This is a genomic window from Streptomyces sp. WMMB 714, assembly GCF_900090125.1.
Lineage (GTDB): Bacteria > Actinomycetota > Actinomycetes > Streptomycetales > Streptomycetaceae > Streptomyces > Streptomyces daqingensis.
In genome coordinates, this window is sequence record NZ_FMHJ01000001.1 from 428,499 (window position 1) to 443,323 (window position 14,825).

General features: G+C 72.8%; 13 protein-coding genes. 2 read left to right on the forward strand and 11 right to left on the reverse strand.

Features of this window, described 5'->3' with window-relative positions:
• Positions 1 to 2 precede the first annotated feature (2 nt).
• The gene (locus H181DRAFT_RS01700) at positions 3 to 938 is read right to left on the reverse strand and encodes an ROK family protein (protein WP_045862315.1); all 936 of its coding nucleotides are present in this window, start codon (positions 936 to 938) and stop codon (positions 3 to 5) included.
• A 228-nt stretch (positions 939 to 1,166) separates the two neighbouring features.
• Here H181DRAFT_RS01700 and H181DRAFT_RS01705 point away from each other — a divergent pair, with 228 nt between their 5' ends.
• Positions 1,167 to 2,153, forward strand: coding sequence for a LacI family DNA-binding transcriptional regulator (locus H181DRAFT_RS01705; RefSeq protein ID WP_254666658.1), 987 nt, complete (start codon positions 1,167 to 1,169; stop codon positions 2,151 to 2,153).
• Positions 2,154 to 2,190: 37 nt separating this feature from the next.
• On the opposite strand, the gene H181DRAFT_RS01710 is transcribed toward H181DRAFT_RS01705, so the two are convergent.
• The 6 genes from H181DRAFT_RS01710 to H181DRAFT_RS01735 form a co-directional block, all read right to left on the reverse strand.
• Positions 2,191 to 3,894, reverse strand: a complete 1,704-nt coding sequence (locus H181DRAFT_RS01710; protein WP_045862552.1) for a serine/threonine-protein kinase — start codon at positions 3,892 to 3,894, stop codon at positions 2,191 to 2,193.
• Between the two features lie 183 nt (positions 3,895 to 4,077).
• Positions 4,078 to 5,382, reverse strand: a complete 1,305-nt coding sequence (locus H181DRAFT_RS01715; protein ID WP_045862317.1) for a DUF6986 family protein — start codon at positions 5,380 to 5,382, stop codon at positions 4,078 to 4,080.
• 97 nt (positions 5,383 to 5,479) lie between these two features.
• Positions 5,480 to 6,490 (reverse strand): NAD-dependent epimerase/dehydratase family protein, encoded by a 1,011-nt coding sequence (locus H181DRAFT_RS01720; RefSeq protein WP_074467664.1) that lies wholly within the window; start codon positions 6,488 to 6,490, stop codon positions 5,480 to 5,482.
• 166 nt (positions 6,491 to 6,656) lie between these two features.
• Complete coding sequence (locus tag H181DRAFT_RS01725) at positions 6,657 to 7,619, reverse strand: electron transfer flavoprotein subunit alpha/FixB family protein (protein ID WP_045862319.1); 963 nt, start codon at positions 7,617 to 7,619, stop codon at positions 6,657 to 6,659.
• 64 nt (positions 7,620 to 7,683) lie between these two features.
• The gene (locus H181DRAFT_RS01730) at positions 7,684 to 8,472 is read right to left on the reverse strand and encodes an electron transfer flavoprotein subunit beta/FixA family protein (RefSeq protein ID WP_045862320.1); all 789 of its coding nucleotides are present in this window, start codon (positions 8,470 to 8,472) and stop codon (positions 7,684 to 7,686) included.
• A 308-nt stretch (positions 8,473 to 8,780) separates the two neighbouring features.
• Positions 8,781 to 9,149 (reverse strand): thioredoxin family protein, encoded by a 369-nt coding sequence (locus H181DRAFT_RS01735; protein ID WP_074467665.1) that lies wholly within the window; start codon positions 9,147 to 9,149, stop codon positions 8,781 to 8,783.
• Between the two features lie 344 nt (positions 9,150 to 9,493).
• Here H181DRAFT_RS01735 and H181DRAFT_RS01740 point away from each other — a divergent pair, with 344 nt between their 5' ends.
• Entirely contained in the window at positions 9,494 to 10,213 is a 720-nt protein-coding gene (locus H181DRAFT_RS01740) for a lysophospholipid acyltransferase family protein (protein ID WP_045862321.1), read from the forward strand.
• Positions 10,214 to 10,283: 70 nt separating this feature from the next.
• Here H181DRAFT_RS01740 and H181DRAFT_RS01745 read toward each other — a convergent pair whose 3' ends face one another.
• The 4 genes from H181DRAFT_RS01745 to H181DRAFT_RS01760 all read right to left on the reverse strand — a co-directional run bounded on the left by H181DRAFT_RS01745 (position 10,284) and on the right by H181DRAFT_RS01760 (position 14,732).
• Positions 10,284 to 11,345 carry a threonine aldolase family protein gene (locus H181DRAFT_RS01745; RefSeq protein ID WP_045862554.1) on the reverse strand — a complete coding sequence of 354 codons (1,062 nt, stop codon included), beginning with the start codon at positions 11,343 to 11,345 and terminating at the stop codon, positions 10,284 to 10,286.
• Entirely contained in the window at positions 11,342 to 12,121 is a 780-nt protein-coding gene (locus tag H181DRAFT_RS01750; protein ID WP_045862322.1) for an SDR family NAD(P)-dependent oxidoreductase, read from the reverse strand. Before H181DRAFT_RS01750 ends, H181DRAFT_RS01745 begins: the two co-directional genes overlap by 4 nt.
• 116 nt (positions 12,122 to 12,237) lie before the next feature.
• The gene (locus H181DRAFT_RS01755) at positions 12,238 to 13,635 is read right to left on the reverse strand and encodes a DUF6421 family protein (protein WP_045862323.1); all 1,398 of its coding nucleotides are present in this window, start codon (positions 13,633 to 13,635) and stop codon (positions 12,238 to 12,240) included.
• 80 nt (positions 13,636 to 13,715) lie between these two features.
• On the reverse strand, positions 13,716 to 14,732 hold the full coding sequence (locus H181DRAFT_RS01760) for an alpha/beta hydrolase (RefSeq protein WP_254666659.1): 1,017 nt from the start codon (positions 14,730 to 14,732) through the stop codon (positions 13,716 to 13,718).
• Between the last annotated feature and the right edge of the window lie 93 nt (positions 14,733 to 14,825).

Sequence of the window (14,825 nt, forward strand, 5' to 3'; positions counted from 1 at the left end):
CCTCAGCGGCCCTCCAGGTTCCAGCAGGCGGCGGCAGCCCCGACGAGGCCCGCGTCGGTGCCCGTCTGGGCCGGGGCCACCTCGAGGCCCTGCACGAAGGACAGCGTCGCGAACTCCGCCAACGCCCGCCTCAGCGGCGTGAAGAGGACCTCGCCCGCCTTCGCCACTCCGCCTCCCACCACCGCGATCTCGATCTCGACGAGCGTGGCGGTGGCGGCGATGCCGGCTGCCAGCGCCCGCGCCGCGCGCTCGAAGGAGGCGAGGGCGACGGGGTCGCCCGCGGCGGCCGCGGCGGCCACTCCGGCCGCGCTGCCGTCACCGTCCGGGCCGGGTCGCCAGCCCCCTTCCAGCGCCCGGCGGGCGATGTTGGGGCCGCTCGCTATGCGTTCGACGCAGCCGCGCCCCCCGCAGGGGCAGCTGTCGCCGTCGAGGTCGACGCTGATGTGCCCGATGTGTCCGGCGTTTCCGCTGGGGCCGGGGTGCAGCTCCCCGCCGAGGACGAGGCCGCCGCCCACGCCCGTCGAGACGACCATGCACAGGGCGCCCGCCCGTCCGCGTGCGGCGCCCTGCCAGTGCTCCGCGGCGGCCATCGCGACGCCGTCGCCGACGAGGGTGACGGGCAGCCCGCCCGTGCACTCCCGCACGTGGCCCACGAGCGGAAAGTCGCGCCAGCCGGGGATGTTGACCGGTGAGACGGTTCCCGCCTTGGCGTCCACGGGCCCGGCGCTGCCGATTCCCACCGCGCGCACACCGGGCCACTCAGGGGACGCGGCGAGCTGCGCGAGCACCTCCGCGAGCGCCCCCATCACCTGTTCCGCGGGCGCCCGCGACGGGGTGGGGCGCTGGGCCCGCACGAGCAGCCCGCCGGTACTGTCCACCAGGGCGCCCGCGATCTTGGTGCCGCCGATGTCGAGGGCGGCGACGAGGTCCTGGTGCATGGGTGATGTTCTCCTGAGGACGGTGCGGCGATCCGCCCCCGGCCGGGAACGGTCAGCGTGTCCAGTCTGGCGCTACTTGACAACGTTGTCCAGACTGATGTGCGGCGTAGAGCTATGCTGCTCGCTGCCACTGCAAGAGACCCGGAGAGGGAAGCCGCCCCAGTGCCCGACACCGCACACCCTGCCGCAGGCCCTACCCCCGGACGCCGCTACGGGAACCGTCCCACCATGAAGGACGTCGCGGCCCGGGCGGGGGTCGGACTGAAGACGGTCTCCCGGGTGGTCAACGGCGAGGCGGGCGTCTCCCCCGACACCGAGCGCCGCGTACAGGAGTCGATCACCGCACTGGGGTTCCGGCGCAACGACAGCGCCCGCATCCTCCGCAAGGGACGCACCGCGAGCATCGGGCTCGTGCTGGAGGACCTCGCCGACCCCTTCTACGCTCCGCTGAGCCGCGCAGTCGAAGAGGTCGCACGCGCCCACGGAGCGCTGCTGATCAACGGTTCGAGCGCCGAGGACCCGGCCCGCGAGCAGGAGTTGGTCCTGGCTCTGTGCGCGAGGCGGGTGGACGGCCTGGTCATCGTCCCCGCCAGCGGCGACCACCGCTACCTCGAACCGGAGATGGCGGCCGGCGTCGCCACCGTCTTCGTCGACCGCCCCCCGGGGCACATCGAAGCCGATCAGGTCCTCGCCGACAGCTTCGCCGGCGCCCGCGACGGCGTCGCCCACCTCATCGCCCACGGGCACAGGCGTATCGGGTTCATCGGCGACCGCCCCGGCATCCACACCGCCCACGAGCGGCAACGGGGCTACCTCGCGGCGATGGAGGCGGCCCGGCTGCCGGTCCACGACGGATGGGTGGCCGCGGGGACCACCGACCCGGAGCGCGTACGGGCCGACGCCGAGCGGATGCTCTCCGGACCGGACGGAGTCACCGCGTTCTTCGCCGGGAACAACCGGGTGACCGTCACCCTCGTCCGGGTGCTCGCCGAACTCGACCGCCCCGTCGCCCTTGTGGGCTTCGACGACTTCGAACTGGCCGATCTGCTCGTACCGCCGGTGACGGTCGTCGCACAGGACCCCGCCCAACTGGGCCGCACCGCTGCCGGGTTGCTCTTCAGGCGCCTGGAAGGGGCGCACGACCCGCCCCGCCGGATGACCCACCCGACGCGCCTGATAGCCCGCGGTTCGGGCGAACTCCCGCCCGCCACCTAGCACTTGACGGGCGTCAGTCGCGGCGGGACGCCGGGGCTCAGCAGGTGGGCAGGCCCGGCACGGGCTCGTCGTTGCCCCCGCCCCGGATGTAGACGACGCTCACCCACACCTTCCTGTTGCCGCTGTCGTCGTCCGTCTTCGCCCACCAGACGTTGGTCCAGCGGCCGGAGGTCTCACGGTGGCCGAGCTTCTTCTGGCAGAAGAAGTAGTTGGTGCCCGCGTTGAGTTCGCCCACGGGCTCGTGCGCCGAGTTGAAGGACGTCGCCTTCTTCCACACGGAGCAGTCGAACTTGCCACCGCCTCTGGGCGCGCAGGCGGGACCGGGCCCCTGCCCGCCGCCACCCGAAACGGCGGCTCCTCCCCCGCTGCCGCCGCTCCCGGCGTCCCCGCCGCCGTCCCCGGGGAGGCCGCCCGTCGTGGAACCGCCTCCTGAGCCGCCCGGCTTGCGGTCCTCGCCGCCGCCGTCCCCGGGACGGCTGCCGCCTTCGGCGTCGCCCGCCGAACCGCCCCCTTCCGGGCGGGAGTCGGACCTGTCGCCGCCTCCGTCGGTGCGCCCGTCGCCCTTGGAGGAGCCTTCGCTCCTGGCGCCGGTGCCGCCGGAGGCTCCCGCACGTTCCTGCTGCCTGCCCGCCGCCCGGGCGCCGTCGTCCTCGCCGGCGCCCACGAGCACGTACGTCACTCCGGAACCGGCCAGCACCACTGCCGCCGCGGCCGCGGCCACCAGGGCGCGCCTGCGGGAGCGGCCCGGCCCGGTACGGACGGTGTCTCGCTCCGGCTGCGGCCCGTCCGCCGCGCCCGGCGGCTGCGCGGAGCCGTACGGAGGTTGCGGACCGCCGGGCTGCCGGGCCGGGAACACGCCCTGCCCGCCCGGAGGTCGGGCCTGCCCGGCTGAAGGGGCGCCGGCGGTGCGCAGCCGCACCGTCTGCGAGGCGGAAGGCACGTCGGTCCCCTCCGCCACGGCGTTCAGCAGCGCCGTCGCCCGTGCCGCGTCCGGCCGTTGTCCGGGGTCCTTGGCCATGAGCTCGGCGAGGACGGGGGCGAGGGGGCCCGCACGACGGGGTTCGGGGAGCGGCTCGACCACGATCGCGTTGAGCGTCGACCACGTGGACGTGCGGCGGAAGGGCGCGGCGCCCTCGACGGCGGCGTAGAGCATCGCCCCGAGCGCCCACACGTCGGACGCCTCACGCGGCTGCTCGCCGCGCGCCCGCTCCGGCGCCAAGTAGTCCAGGGAGCCGACGAGTTCGCCGCTGCCGGTCAGTCGCGTGCCGGCCCCGTCGTCCGGGTCCTCCATCGTCGCGATCCCGAAGTCCGTCAGGACGACGCGCTCGCCGTCGCCCTCCAGCAGCACGTTTCCCGGTTTGACGTCACGGTGCAGCACGCCGGCGCGGTGCGCCGCGTCGAGCGCCTTCATGACCTTGGCACCGATGGCCGCGGCCTCGCGTGGCTCCAGGGAGCCGCGTTCACGCAGCACGTCGTCCAGCGACGGTCCCTCGACGAGTTCCATGACGATGACGGGGCGGCCCTCGTGCTGGGCGACGTCGTGCACGGCGATCACGCCGGAGTGCCGGACGCGTGCCGCCGCACGTGCTTCGCGCTCCATCCGGGTGCGGAGATCGCCGAGTTCGCTGCTCGCGGCATCGGTCCAGGTGCGCAGCTCCTTGACCGCGACCTCCCGGCCCAGCCGCTCGTCGGTGGCCCGCCAGACGACGCCCATGCCGCCGCGGCCGAGCCGGCCGGTCACCCGGTAGCGGCCGGCGAGTACGCGGCCTACAACGTCGCCGGCGGTGCCGGCACCCTCCGGCCCGGACGGCGCACCGCCCGAACTGCCGTGCGCCGCGCTGCCGTTGCCCTCCGGCTGCTCCCCCGGTGTGTGCACAGGCCGTCCCCTTTTCCGCGTGCCGAGGAGGACAGCCTACGGCTCCCGTCAGGTTGCGGCGGCCTGCCCGGTGGGTGCGCTCCGGCCCGCCAGCCGGTCGAGGTCGGCCCGGGTCATGCCGGAGTAGCGGGCGACCTCGCCGCTCGTCAGAGCGCCGCAGTCCAGGCCGCGCAGCAGGTAGTTGCTCAGGGCGCGGGCCGTCGCCGGCTCGTCCATCACGGCGCTCTCACCGCCGAAGTGGCCCGCGTAGGCGGCGAGTCGGGCCGCCGCACGCTCCATGCCCTCGCGGTAGAAGGCGTAGGTGGCGGCGTAGCGGGTGGGCAGGTGGCCGGGGTGCATGTCCCAGCCCTGGTAGTAGGCGCGGGCCAACGAGCGCCGTACGAGGCCGTGGTGGAGCTTCCACGCCTCGTGGACCTGCTGCCGCGGCCCGCTCGGGACGACGTTCGTCGAACCGTCCGACAGGCGTACCCCCGTGCCCGCGGCGGCCACCTGCATGACCGCCTTGGCGTGGTCCGCGGCGGGATGGTCCATGGCCTGGTAGGCGGCGCTCACGCCGCACGCGGCGCTGTAGTCGAAGGTCCCGTAGTGCAGGGACGTGGCCCTCCCCCCGGCTGCCTCGATCATGCGGGCCACGGTGGCGCGGCCGTCGGGGCCGAGGATGGACTGGGTGGTCTCGATCTGGATCTCGAAGCCGATGCGGCCCGTGGGAAGTCCGCGCGCTTCCTCGAACTCCCCGCAGAGCCCGGCCATGGCCTCGACCTGCTCGGGGAAGCTGACCTTCGGCAGCGTGAGCACCAGCCCCTCGGGCAGGTCCCCCGCCTCCAGCAGTCCGGTGAGGAAGATGTCGAGGGTACGGACGCCGCGGTCGCGGACGGCGGCCTCCATGCACTTCATGCGGATGCCCGCGTACGGCGGCGCGCCCCCCTCCTCCCAGGAGCCGGCCAGGAGGCGCGCGACCTTGGCGGCGTCGGCGTCCTCCTCCGCGTCGGGACGCACGCCGTAGCCGTCCTCGAAGTCGATGCGCAGGTCCTCGACGGGCTCGTGCTCCAGCTTGGCCAGTACCCGTTCGTGCACGGGCCCGGCGAGCTCGCCGGGCAGACCCAGGACGTCCGCGAACTCCCCTGCACTCGGGGCGTGCCGGCGCAGCAGCTCCAGGGCCTGCCCTCCCCAGTCGGCGACGGTGCTCGCCGAGTAGGCGTCCGCGGGCACATAGACGGTGTGGACGGGCTGGCGTGTGCCGGGCTCCCCCGGGTAGCGGCGTGCGAGTTCCGCGTCGACGGGGGCCAGCCGGGCGGCAAGGTCCTCCGTCACCCTGCCCGGCAGGCTCGTGGCTGCGGCCGCTTCCTCGCTCAAGCCCTGACTCCCAACTTTCCACATGACGGAATCAACAATTCGTAGAACGAAGCTATCCAGGGCTACCGGAGCAGGTCAACCGTGCGTCCCGGTCCGGTCAGCCGGGCATCGCCAGCAGCCTCGCCTCCGTCTCCGCGTCCAGGCCCTTCGGCGAACGGTCCGGCCGCAGCGGTGCCTCGCCTCCCAGCCGCCGGAGCCACTCCCAGGTGTCTTCCACCGTCTCCCCCACCGGGCGGCAGCGCAGTCCCGCGGCGAGGGCCTTCGAGACATCGCCCCGGTGCATGTGGTCGTAGTCGGCGCCCGGCGGCAGCCACACGGGCAGGCCGACCCACGGCTCGGCCCCCGAGGCGAGGACCGACTCCGGGCTCCTCCAGTGCAGTTCGGCCCCGCCGCCCGTGACACGCGCACACGTCTCCAGGAACTCGCCCATCGTGGTGTGCCCCGGTGGGGACACCAGGTTGTACGGGCCTGAGAGGCCGGCGGGCAGGGCGTCCAGAACCCACTCCGCCAGATCCCGGACGTCGATGTACTGGATCGGCAGCTCACGCGGGCCCGGCGCCGGTACCGCCCCGCCGCGCGCCATGCGCAGCAGCCACCACGGCAGCCGTCCGACATCCTCGCCCGGCCCGAGGATCAGCCCGGCGCGTACGAGCAGGGCGCGGTCGCCGAAGGACTCGCACGCGGCGAGTTCGCCACCGCGCTTGTCCCGCGCGTAGTCACCCCCGGTCTCCTCGGCGGTGTCCGCCGCGGACGCGGCGACGACCGGGCCGGTCTCGTCCAGCCCGGCGGCGACCGGTCCGGCGTAGACCGAGCGGCTGGAGATGTAGACGTACTTCTCCACGCGCCCGCCCTCGGCGAGGCGGCGGGCCGAGGCGCGTACGGCGTCCGCGGCCCCCGACCAGGTGTCCACGACGGCGTCCCAATCACCGCCTTCGAGGGCCGCCAGGCCGCCGTCGGCCGTCCGGTCCCCGTTCAGTACGTGCGCCACGCCGGGCGGCGGCTCGTGCCGTCCCCGGTGGAAGACGGTGACCTGCCAGCCACGCCGCGCGGCGGCCTGCGCGACCGCCCGCCCGACGAACCCGGTCCCTCCCAGCATCAGCAGTCTCATGCCCCAACAATGCCCGGCCGCCGGCCGGTTCGCGGCCGCGTCCTGCTGTCAGCAGAATCGTGCCCGCGCGGCGGACCCGCCGGCCCCGTGGAACCGCTCACCCCCGCACACCGGGCGGTGTGCGGGGGCGGGGGCTGTGCGGTGCTCGGCGTCCAGCGGAAGTGCCTCAGCCCTTGCGGGAGTTGATCTCTTCCGTCAGCGCGGGGACGACGTCGAAGAGGTCGCCGACGACGCCGTAGTCGACGAGGTCGAAGATCGGCGCCTCCGCGTCCTTGTTGATCGCGACGATGGTCTTGGACGTCTGCATCCCGGCCCGGTGCTGGATCGCGCCGGAGATACCCGTCGCGACGTACAGCTGCGGGGAGACCGTCTTACCGGTCTGGCCGACCTGGTTGGAGTGCGGGTACCAGCCGGCGTCCACCGCGGCGCGGGAGGCGCCCACGGCCGCACCGAGCGAGTCGGCGAGGCCCTCGATGATGTGGAAGTTCTCCGCGCCGTTGACGCCGCGGCCGCCCGAGACGACGATCGCGGCCTCGGTCAGCTCCGGACGTCCGGTCGACTCGCGCGGCGTGCGGGAGACGACCTTCGTCCCGGTCGACTTCTCACCGAAGGTCACCTGCAGCTGCTCCACTCCGCCGGCGGCCGGAGCAGCCTCGGGCGCGGCCGAGTTGGGCTTGACGGTGATGACCGGAGTGCCCTTGGTGACGCGGGACTTGGTGGTGAAACCGGCGGCGAAGACGGACTGGGAGGCCACCGGCCCCTCGTCCCCCGCCTCCAGGTCGACGGCGTCGGTGATCAGGCCGGAGCCGACGCGCACCGCGAGGCGGGCGGCGATCTCCTTGCCCTCGGAGGAGGAGGGCACCAGCACCGCGGCCGGGGAGACGGCCTCGTAGGCGGCCTGCAGCGCGTCCACCTTCGGCACGACGAGGTAGTCGGCGAACTCGGGCGCGTCGGCGGCCAGTACCTTCACCGCGCCGTACTCGCCGAGGATCTTGGCGGCCTCCTCGGCGCCGGCACCGAGGTGCAGGGCGACCGGGTCGCCGATGCGGCGGGCCAGGGTGAGCAGTTCGAGGGTCGGCTTGCGGACGGCGCCGTCCACGTGGTCGACGTAGACAAGGACTTCAGCCATGGGGTTGCTCCTGCGGGAATCGTGACGGTTCTGCGGGCGGGAGGACGTGGGCTCGGGCGGCGGCTCAGATGAACTTCTGGCCCGCGAGGTACTCGGCGAGCTGCTTGGCACCCTCGCCCTCGTCCGTCACGACCGTGCCCGCGGTGCGTGCCGGACGCGGCGTGGCCTCCTCGACCTTCGTCCAGGCGCCCTCGAGCCCGACCTCGTCCGCCTCGATGTCCAGGTCGTCCAGGTCCAGGGACTCCACCGGCTTCTTCTTGGCGGCCATGATCCCCTTGAAGGAGGGGTAACGCGCCTCGCCGGAGAGGTCGGTGACGGAGACGACGGCGGGCAGCGACGCCTCGAGCTGCTCGGTCGCGGCGTCGCCGTCGCGGCGGCCGTTGACCTTGCCGTCGGTCACCGAGACCTCGGACAGCAGCGTCACCTGCGGCACGCCGAGACGCTCGGACAGGAGGGCCGGAAGGACACCCATCGTGCCGTCGGTGGAGGCCATGCCGCACATGACGAGGTCGTAACCGGTCTTCTCGATGGCCTTGGCCAGGACCGCGGAGGTGCCGAGGGCGTCGGTGCCGTGCAGGTCGTCGTCCTCCACGTGGACGGCCTTGTCCGCCCCCATGGAGAGCGCCTTGCGCAGGGCGTCCTTCGCGTCCTCGGGACCGACGGTGAGCACGGTGATCTCGGCGTCGTCGTCGGAGTTCTCGCCGATCTGGAGCGCCTGCTCCACGGCGTACTCGTCCAGCTCCGAGAGGAGACCGTCCACCGACTCGCGGTCGGTGGTCAGGTCATCGGCGAACTGCCGGTCGCCGGTGGCGTCGGGCACGTACTTCACACAGACAACGATCCTCAAGCTCACGCCGGCTCTCCTACTGCTTGTCCTACGGTTCCGGTCCGTCACTGGTCCGGACCCCGTTCAAATATTACTCGTCAGTACACACAGCGCGTACCCCGTACTCAAGGCCGGGAACTGTGACCTTGCCAACGCATGTCGCACCCGGGGCACACGGCCAACTCAATCACGGCCGCGGCGCGGCGCCGGAACGGGCGAGCGCGTACCGTCACGGTGCCGATACGGCGCTCCGAGCGTCAAGCAAGCGCTCAGGCTATGCGAGATCAATCACGGCACCCGCCCCACCGGCGCGAACGCCGCCCCGCCCCTGCCCCTCACCGCTCCACGGCCTCCGCCGCCGCGCCGATCGCGGCGATGACGTCCGCCCTGCGGGGCTGCCCGTAGGCACGGCGCACCACGCGCCCTCCGGCGGAGAGGACGAGAACGGCCGGCGTCCCCTGGATGCCCAGCCGGCGCACGAGTTCGAGGTGCTCCTCCGCGTCGATCTCGACGTGGGCCACGCCCTCGACCATGTCGCCGACTTCGGCCAGGACTCGCCGGGTGGCGCGGCACGGCTGGCAGAAGGCGCTGGAGAAGTGCACGAGCGTGGCACGCTCCCCCAGGCGCGGAAGACCGAGGACCGCCGCTCCGAGCACCACGTCCTCGCCCGCGGGCCGTCCGCCGTCGCTCCCACCCTCGTCCACTTGCTCTCTCCCGTCGCGCGTTCGTGCCGCAGCCGGGGCCGCGGCCGCGTAGTTCCAGTTGCAGTCGCTGTTGCCGGTCGTCCGGGCCGCCGCCGCTCGGGGTCCTCGCGGTACGGGCCGTCCGAAGTGTGCAGCATGCACGGTACGCACGGGCATTCCCGTCCCTTCCCGGCCCCCGGTGACGAGGATCTCCCCGCGGGCCGCCCCCGGACCGCGCTGCGGGGTAGCCAGGCGCCTGCCCTTCGGGAACCATCTGGCGCGGACCGAAGTTACGCGTCCGTAGGTAATGGGCACCCCCTGGCCGGAGACTCCCTCCCCAGGCAGCGACAGGAAGGTCTCCCGACATGGCAGAACTCGTCTACCCGCCGGTGATCGCCACGGCGCGGGCCTGGTTCAAGGCACTGGACCTGCGCTTCGACATCGACGGGACCGAGCATGTGCCGCAGCGGGGCGGAGCCGTCCTGGTCAGCAACCACATCAGCTATCTCGACTTCATCTTCTCCGGCCTGGCGGCCCTGCCCTCGAAGCGGCTGGTGCGCTTCATGGCAAAGGACTCCGTCTTCCGGCACAAGGTCTCCGGCCCTCTGATGCGTGCGATGAAGCACATACCGGTGGACCGCTCGAAGGGCGAAGGCGCCTACAGCCACGCGCTGGACTCGCTGCGGTCCGGAGAGATCATCGGTGTCTTCCCCGAGGCGACGATCTCCCGCTCCTTCACGCTGAAGGACTTCAAATCGGGCGCCGTCCGGCTCGCGCAGGAAGCGGGTGTGCCGCTGGTGCCCATGGCCCTGTGGGGCACGCAGCGGCTGTGGACCAAGGGCCGCAAGCGGGACTTCGGACGCAACCACTTCCCCGTGGGCATCCGCGTCGGCGAGCCGATGGACGCCCCCGCGGACGAGCCCGTCGCGGGGCTGACGGCCAGGCTGCGCGAGCGCGTCCAGGAGCTGCTGGAGGCGGCGCAGCGCGCCTATCCCGCGGTGCCGAAGGACGACAGCGACAGGTGGTGGCTGCCGGCGCACATGGGCGGAACGGCGCCGACGCCCTCGGAGGCGCAGTCCATGTAGTGCGACGAGCGGCGGCGCACCGGGTAACCCGGTGCGCCGCCGCTGTGGATCCGTTCGCCGGCCCGCTCGCTCAGCGGCCCATCTCCTCGCGCAGCGCCGCGACGAAACCGTCGACGTCCTCCTCCGTGGTGTCGAAGGAGCACATCCAGCGCACGTCGCCGGCCGCCTCGTCCCAGAAGTAGAAGCGGAAGCGCTTCTGCAGGCGTTCGCTGACCTCGTTCGGGAGGCGCGCGAAGACGGCGTTGGCCTGTACGGGGTAGAGGATCTCGACCCCGTCGACGCTCTTCACGCCCTCGGCGAGGCGCTGCGCCATCGCGTTGGCGTGGCGGGCGTTGCGCAGCCACAGGTCACCGGAGAGCAGGGCGTCCCACTGCACGGATATGAAGCGCATCTTGGAGGCGAGCTGCATCGACAGCTTGCGCAGATGCTTCATGGCGCCGACCGATCCGGGATCGAGGACGATCACGGCCTCGCCGAAGAGCATCCCGTTCTTGGTGCCGCCCAGGGAGAGCACGTCGACGCCCGCCGCGTTGGTGAAGGCCCGCATGGGCACGTCGAGGGACGCCGCCGCGTTGGCGATGCGGGCGCCGTCGAGGTGGACCTTCATGCCGCGCTCGTGGGCGTGCTCGCAGATGGCCCGCACCTCCTCGACCGTGTAGCAGGTGCCGAGTTCGGTGTTCTGGGTGATCGAGACGACCTGCGGCATCGCCCGGTGCTCGTCGTCCCAGCCGTGCGCCTCGCGTTCGATGAGCTCCGGGGTGAGCTTGCCGTCCTCGGTGGGGACCGTCAGCAGCTTGAGGCCGCCGACGCGTTCGGGCGCCCCGCACTCGTCGACGTTGATGTGGGCGCTCTCGGCGCAGATCACCGCACCCCAGCGGTCGGTGAGCGCCTGCAGCGCGACGACGTTCGCGCCGGTCCCGTTGAAGACGGGGAAGGCTTCGGCGCGCGCGCCGAAATGGCTGCGGACGGTCTGCTGCAGGTGGGCGGTGTAGTCGTCGTCCCCGTACGCGGACTGGTGGCCGCCGTTGGCCAGCGCCAGGGCCGCCAGGACCTCTGGGTGGACGCCCGCGTAGTTGTCGCTGGCGAAACCGCGGACCCCGGGGTCGTGGCGGCGCTTGGCGTCGGTGGTCACGGCTTCGGAGTCAACCACAGGCGATTTCCGTTCACTTCCTCGGTGGGCGTGCTCCATGTCCCGGCGATGGCCTCCGCCAGCTCCGTGACGTCGGTGAAGCCCGCGAACTTCGCGTTCGGGCGGTCGGCGCGCATCTGATCGCTCACCAGCGCCTTCACCACCAGGATGGCAGCAGCCGCCGACGGGCCCGCGTCGCCCCCGGCCTTGCGGAAGGAGTCGGCGAGGGCCAGGGTCCAGGCCTCGGCGGCGGCCTTGGCGGCGCAGTAGGCGGCGTTGCCGGCGGTCGGCTTGCTCGCGCCGGCCGCGCTGACCAGGAGGAAGCGGCCGTTCCCGCTGCGCTTGAGGGCTCCCTCGAAGGCGAGGGAGGTGTGCTGGACGGTGCGGATCAGCAGGCTGTGCAGCGCGTCCCAGTCGGCGAGGTCCGTCTCCGCGAACGTGCGGGAGCCGCGCCAGCCGCCGACGAGGTGCACGAGGCCGTCGACGCGTCCGAACTCCTTCTCCGTTCGCGCCGCCCACTCCTGGGCGGCACCCGGGTCCAGCAGGTCGACGGTGTCGCCGGTGACGCTCGCGCCGCCGTGGGCGAACCGGGCGGCGTCGACGGCCTGCGCGAGGCGTTCGGCATCCGCGTCGGCGGCGACCACCGTGGCTCCCTCTTCGGCGAGACGCAGGACCGCGGCCGCTCCCGCGGGGCCCGCCGCCCCGGCGACGGCGACGACGGAGCCCTCGAGCTCGCCCTTCCCGTTGCCCTGGTATCCACGTGCCGTCGTGCTGGTCATGCCTGCTGCCTCCTGGTCATGGACGCGCCGCCGTGGTGCCGCGTGCGTTGTGCTGTCGTGTGCGCCTGCGGACCCCGGCGCGCCACCCGGGTCCGGGCGGGGCACCGGGCCGCCGGTCAGGCGGCGGCGAGGGCGGGGGCCTCCGCCGTGATGCCCTTGGTCGATGCGATCACGGAACGGAGCTTCTTCGCGAGGGCCTCGTAGAACATGCTTAGCGGAAACTCATCCGGAAGCACATCGTCCACGAGCTTGCGGGGCGGCAGGCCGAGGTCGAGCGCCTCCGGGCCGCGGGCCCACTTCGAGCCGGGGTGCGGGGCCAGGTAGGTGGAGACGAGCTCGTACGCCTTGAACCAGTGGACGATCTTCGGGCGGTCGATGCCCGCGCGGTAGAGCGTCTCGATCTCTTCCCGCAGGCGCACCGTCACCTCCCGGGCGCGGTCCCAGTCCATGGAGAGCTTGTTGTCCCTCCAGCGCAGCGCGTCGTGCTGGTGGAGGTAGGCGAAGAGGAGCTGGCCGCCCAGCCCGTCGTAGTTGCGGTTGCGCTCGCCGGTGACGGGGAAGCGGAAGAGCCGGTCGAGGAGGACCGCGTACTGCACGTCGCGGCCCTGCGCGTAGCCGTCCGCCTCCAGGCGCACGCCCTCGTGGAAGGCCGTCAGGTCGCAGCGCAGCTCCTCCAGCCCGTACATCCAGAACGGCTGGCGCTGCTTGATCATGAAGGGGTCGAACGGCAGGTCGCCGTGGCTGTGGGTGCGGTCGTGGATCATGTCCCAGAGCACGAAGGTCTGCTGGCAGCGCGCCTGGTCGGACACCAGCCCCCTGGCGTCGTCGGGGAGGCGGAGGCTGGTCACGTCGCAGGCGGCGTCGATGACGCGGCGGAACCGGGCGGCCTCGCGGTCGCAGAAGATGCCGCCCCAGGAGAAGCGCTCGGGCGCCTGGCGGACGGCCACCGTCTCGGGGAAGAGCACCGCGGAGTTGGTGTCGTAGCCGGCGGTGAAGTCCTCGAAGGTGATGCCGCAGAAGAGGGGGTTGTCGTAGCGCGTGCGCTCCAGCTCGGCGAGCCAGTCGGGCCAGACCATGCGCAGCACGACCGCTTCCAGGTTGCGATCGGGGTTGCCGTTCTGGGTGTACATGGGGAAGACGACCAGGTGCTGCAGCCCGTCACGGCGGTCCTGCGCGGGCTGGAAGGCGAGCAGGGAGTCGAGGAAGTCGGGTACGCCGAAGCCGTCCTCGGCCCAGCGGCGCAGGTCGGTGACGAGCGCTTCGTGGTATTCGGCGTCGTGCGGGAGGAGCGCGGAGAGGTCGCGTACCGCGTTGCAGATCTGCGCGACCTCGCCCTCCATCGCGGTGCGCGAGGGCGCGTCTTCGGCGTCGAAGTCGATCGAGCCGTCCTTGGACTGGGCCGGACGGATCGCCTCCACCGCGTCCTTGAGTACGGCCCACGCCGGGTGTTCGACCACGCGCTCGTCGGACGTACCCCCGCCGGTCTCGGTCTCGGACGAAAGAATTTCCGTCATGACTACCCCTCCACGAAAGAACCTGGCGTGACTAAACGGTAGCCGGGCCGGGCCCCCCTCTCAAGTGGAGGCGCCGCAAATTATCCTTCCGAACCCCCCTCATCGCCGTCGATCTTCCTGTCAGAAGCTGTCGCAGCGATGACTTTGCCCAGTCCTGCCATGGCCTCCAGAGCGTCCGGAAGCAGGCGGCCCACCCCCAGGAAGCCGTGGAACATCCCCGGGAAGTGCGCCTCGGTCACGGGCACCCCGGCCTCCGAGAGCCTGGCGGCGTACAGCCGGCCCTCGTCGCACAGCGGATCGCAGCCGGCCGTGACGATGTGCGCGGGCGGCAGCCCCCGGAGGTCCGTCCGCAGCGGAGCCGCGTAGGGGTGGGAGAGGTCCGCGTCCGGTCCGAAGTACTGGATGCCGAACCAGCGCATGGCTTCCTCGGTGAGGAAGTAGCCGCGCGCGTTGGCCGCGCGCGAGGGGGTGCGCGCACCGGGGTCGGTGGACGGGTAGATCAGGGACTGATGGGCTATTCGCGGGCCGCCGCGCTCCCGCGACATCAGCGTGCAGACCGTCGCGAGGTTGCCGCCCGCGCTGTCCCCGGCGACCACCAGGGCCCGCGGGTCCCCGCCCAGCTCTCCGACGTGCTCCCAGGCCCAGCACACGGCCGCGTACGCGTCCTCGGCCGGCTCGGGGAAGCGGGCCTCCGGAGCGAGCCGGTAGTCGACGGCGACCACGACGGCGCCCGACGCGAGGCACAGGCTCCTCGCCGTCGTGTCGTGGCTGTCGAGTCCGCCGAGGACCCAGCCGCCGCCGTGGAAGAAGACGGCCGTCGGCACCGCCGCGGCGCTCTCCCCGGGCGGACGGTAGATCCGCACAGGCAGTTCCGGTGCGCCCTCGGGGCCGGGGATCGTGCGGTCCTCCACCTGCCCCACGGCGGGGTTGCCCGTCGGCGGCGGCATCATGCGGGCGAGCATCCGCCGTGCCTCCGCGGCATCGGTCACCGTCACCCCCACGTCCGGGAAGACGGCGGCCATCGCCTCCATCAACGCGCGGGCTTTGGGCGCGAGACGCTCGGGCCCGGACGGGCCGGGCGACGCGACTGCGGTCACGTGTCTGCCCCTTCTCCTCGGGTACGGACCGCCCGGCTGCCGCTCGCGCCAGGGCGGTCCCCGGACGTGCGCCTCCCGCGCGCGGACGCGCCC

What these genes read in the sequence shown, in the direction of transcription:
- H181DRAFT_RS01755 (WP_045862323.1), bottom strand. Translation starts at nt 13,635, where the DNA reads ATGACGGAAATTCTTTCGTCCGAGACCGAGACCGGCGGGGGTACGTCC.
- H181DRAFT_RS01720 (WP_074467664.1), bottom strand. Translation starts at nt 6,490, where the DNA reads ATGAGACTGCTGATGCTGGGAGGGACCGGGTTCGTCGGGCGGGCGGTC.
- H181DRAFT_RS01725 (WP_045862319.1), bottom strand. Translation starts at nt 7,619, where the DNA reads ATGGCTGAAGTCCTTGTCTACGTCGACCACGTGGACGGCGCCGTCCGC.
- H181DRAFT_RS01750 (WP_045862322.1), bottom strand. Translation starts at nt 12,121, where the DNA reads ATGACCAGCACGACGGCACGTGGATACCAGGGCAACGGGAAGGGCGAG.
- H181DRAFT_RS01705 (WP_254666658.1), top strand. Translation starts at nt 1,167, where the DNA reads ATGAAGGACGTCGCGGCCCGGGCGGGGGTCGGACTGAAGACGGTCTCC.
- H181DRAFT_RS01700 (WP_045862315.1), bottom strand. Translation starts at nt 938, where the DNA reads ATGCACCAGGACCTCGTCGCCGCCCTCGACATCGGCGGCACCAAGATC.
- H181DRAFT_RS01740 (WP_045862321.1), top strand. Translation starts at nt 9,494, where the DNA reads ATGGCAGAACTCGTCTACCCGCCGGTGATCGCCACGGCGCGGGCCTGG.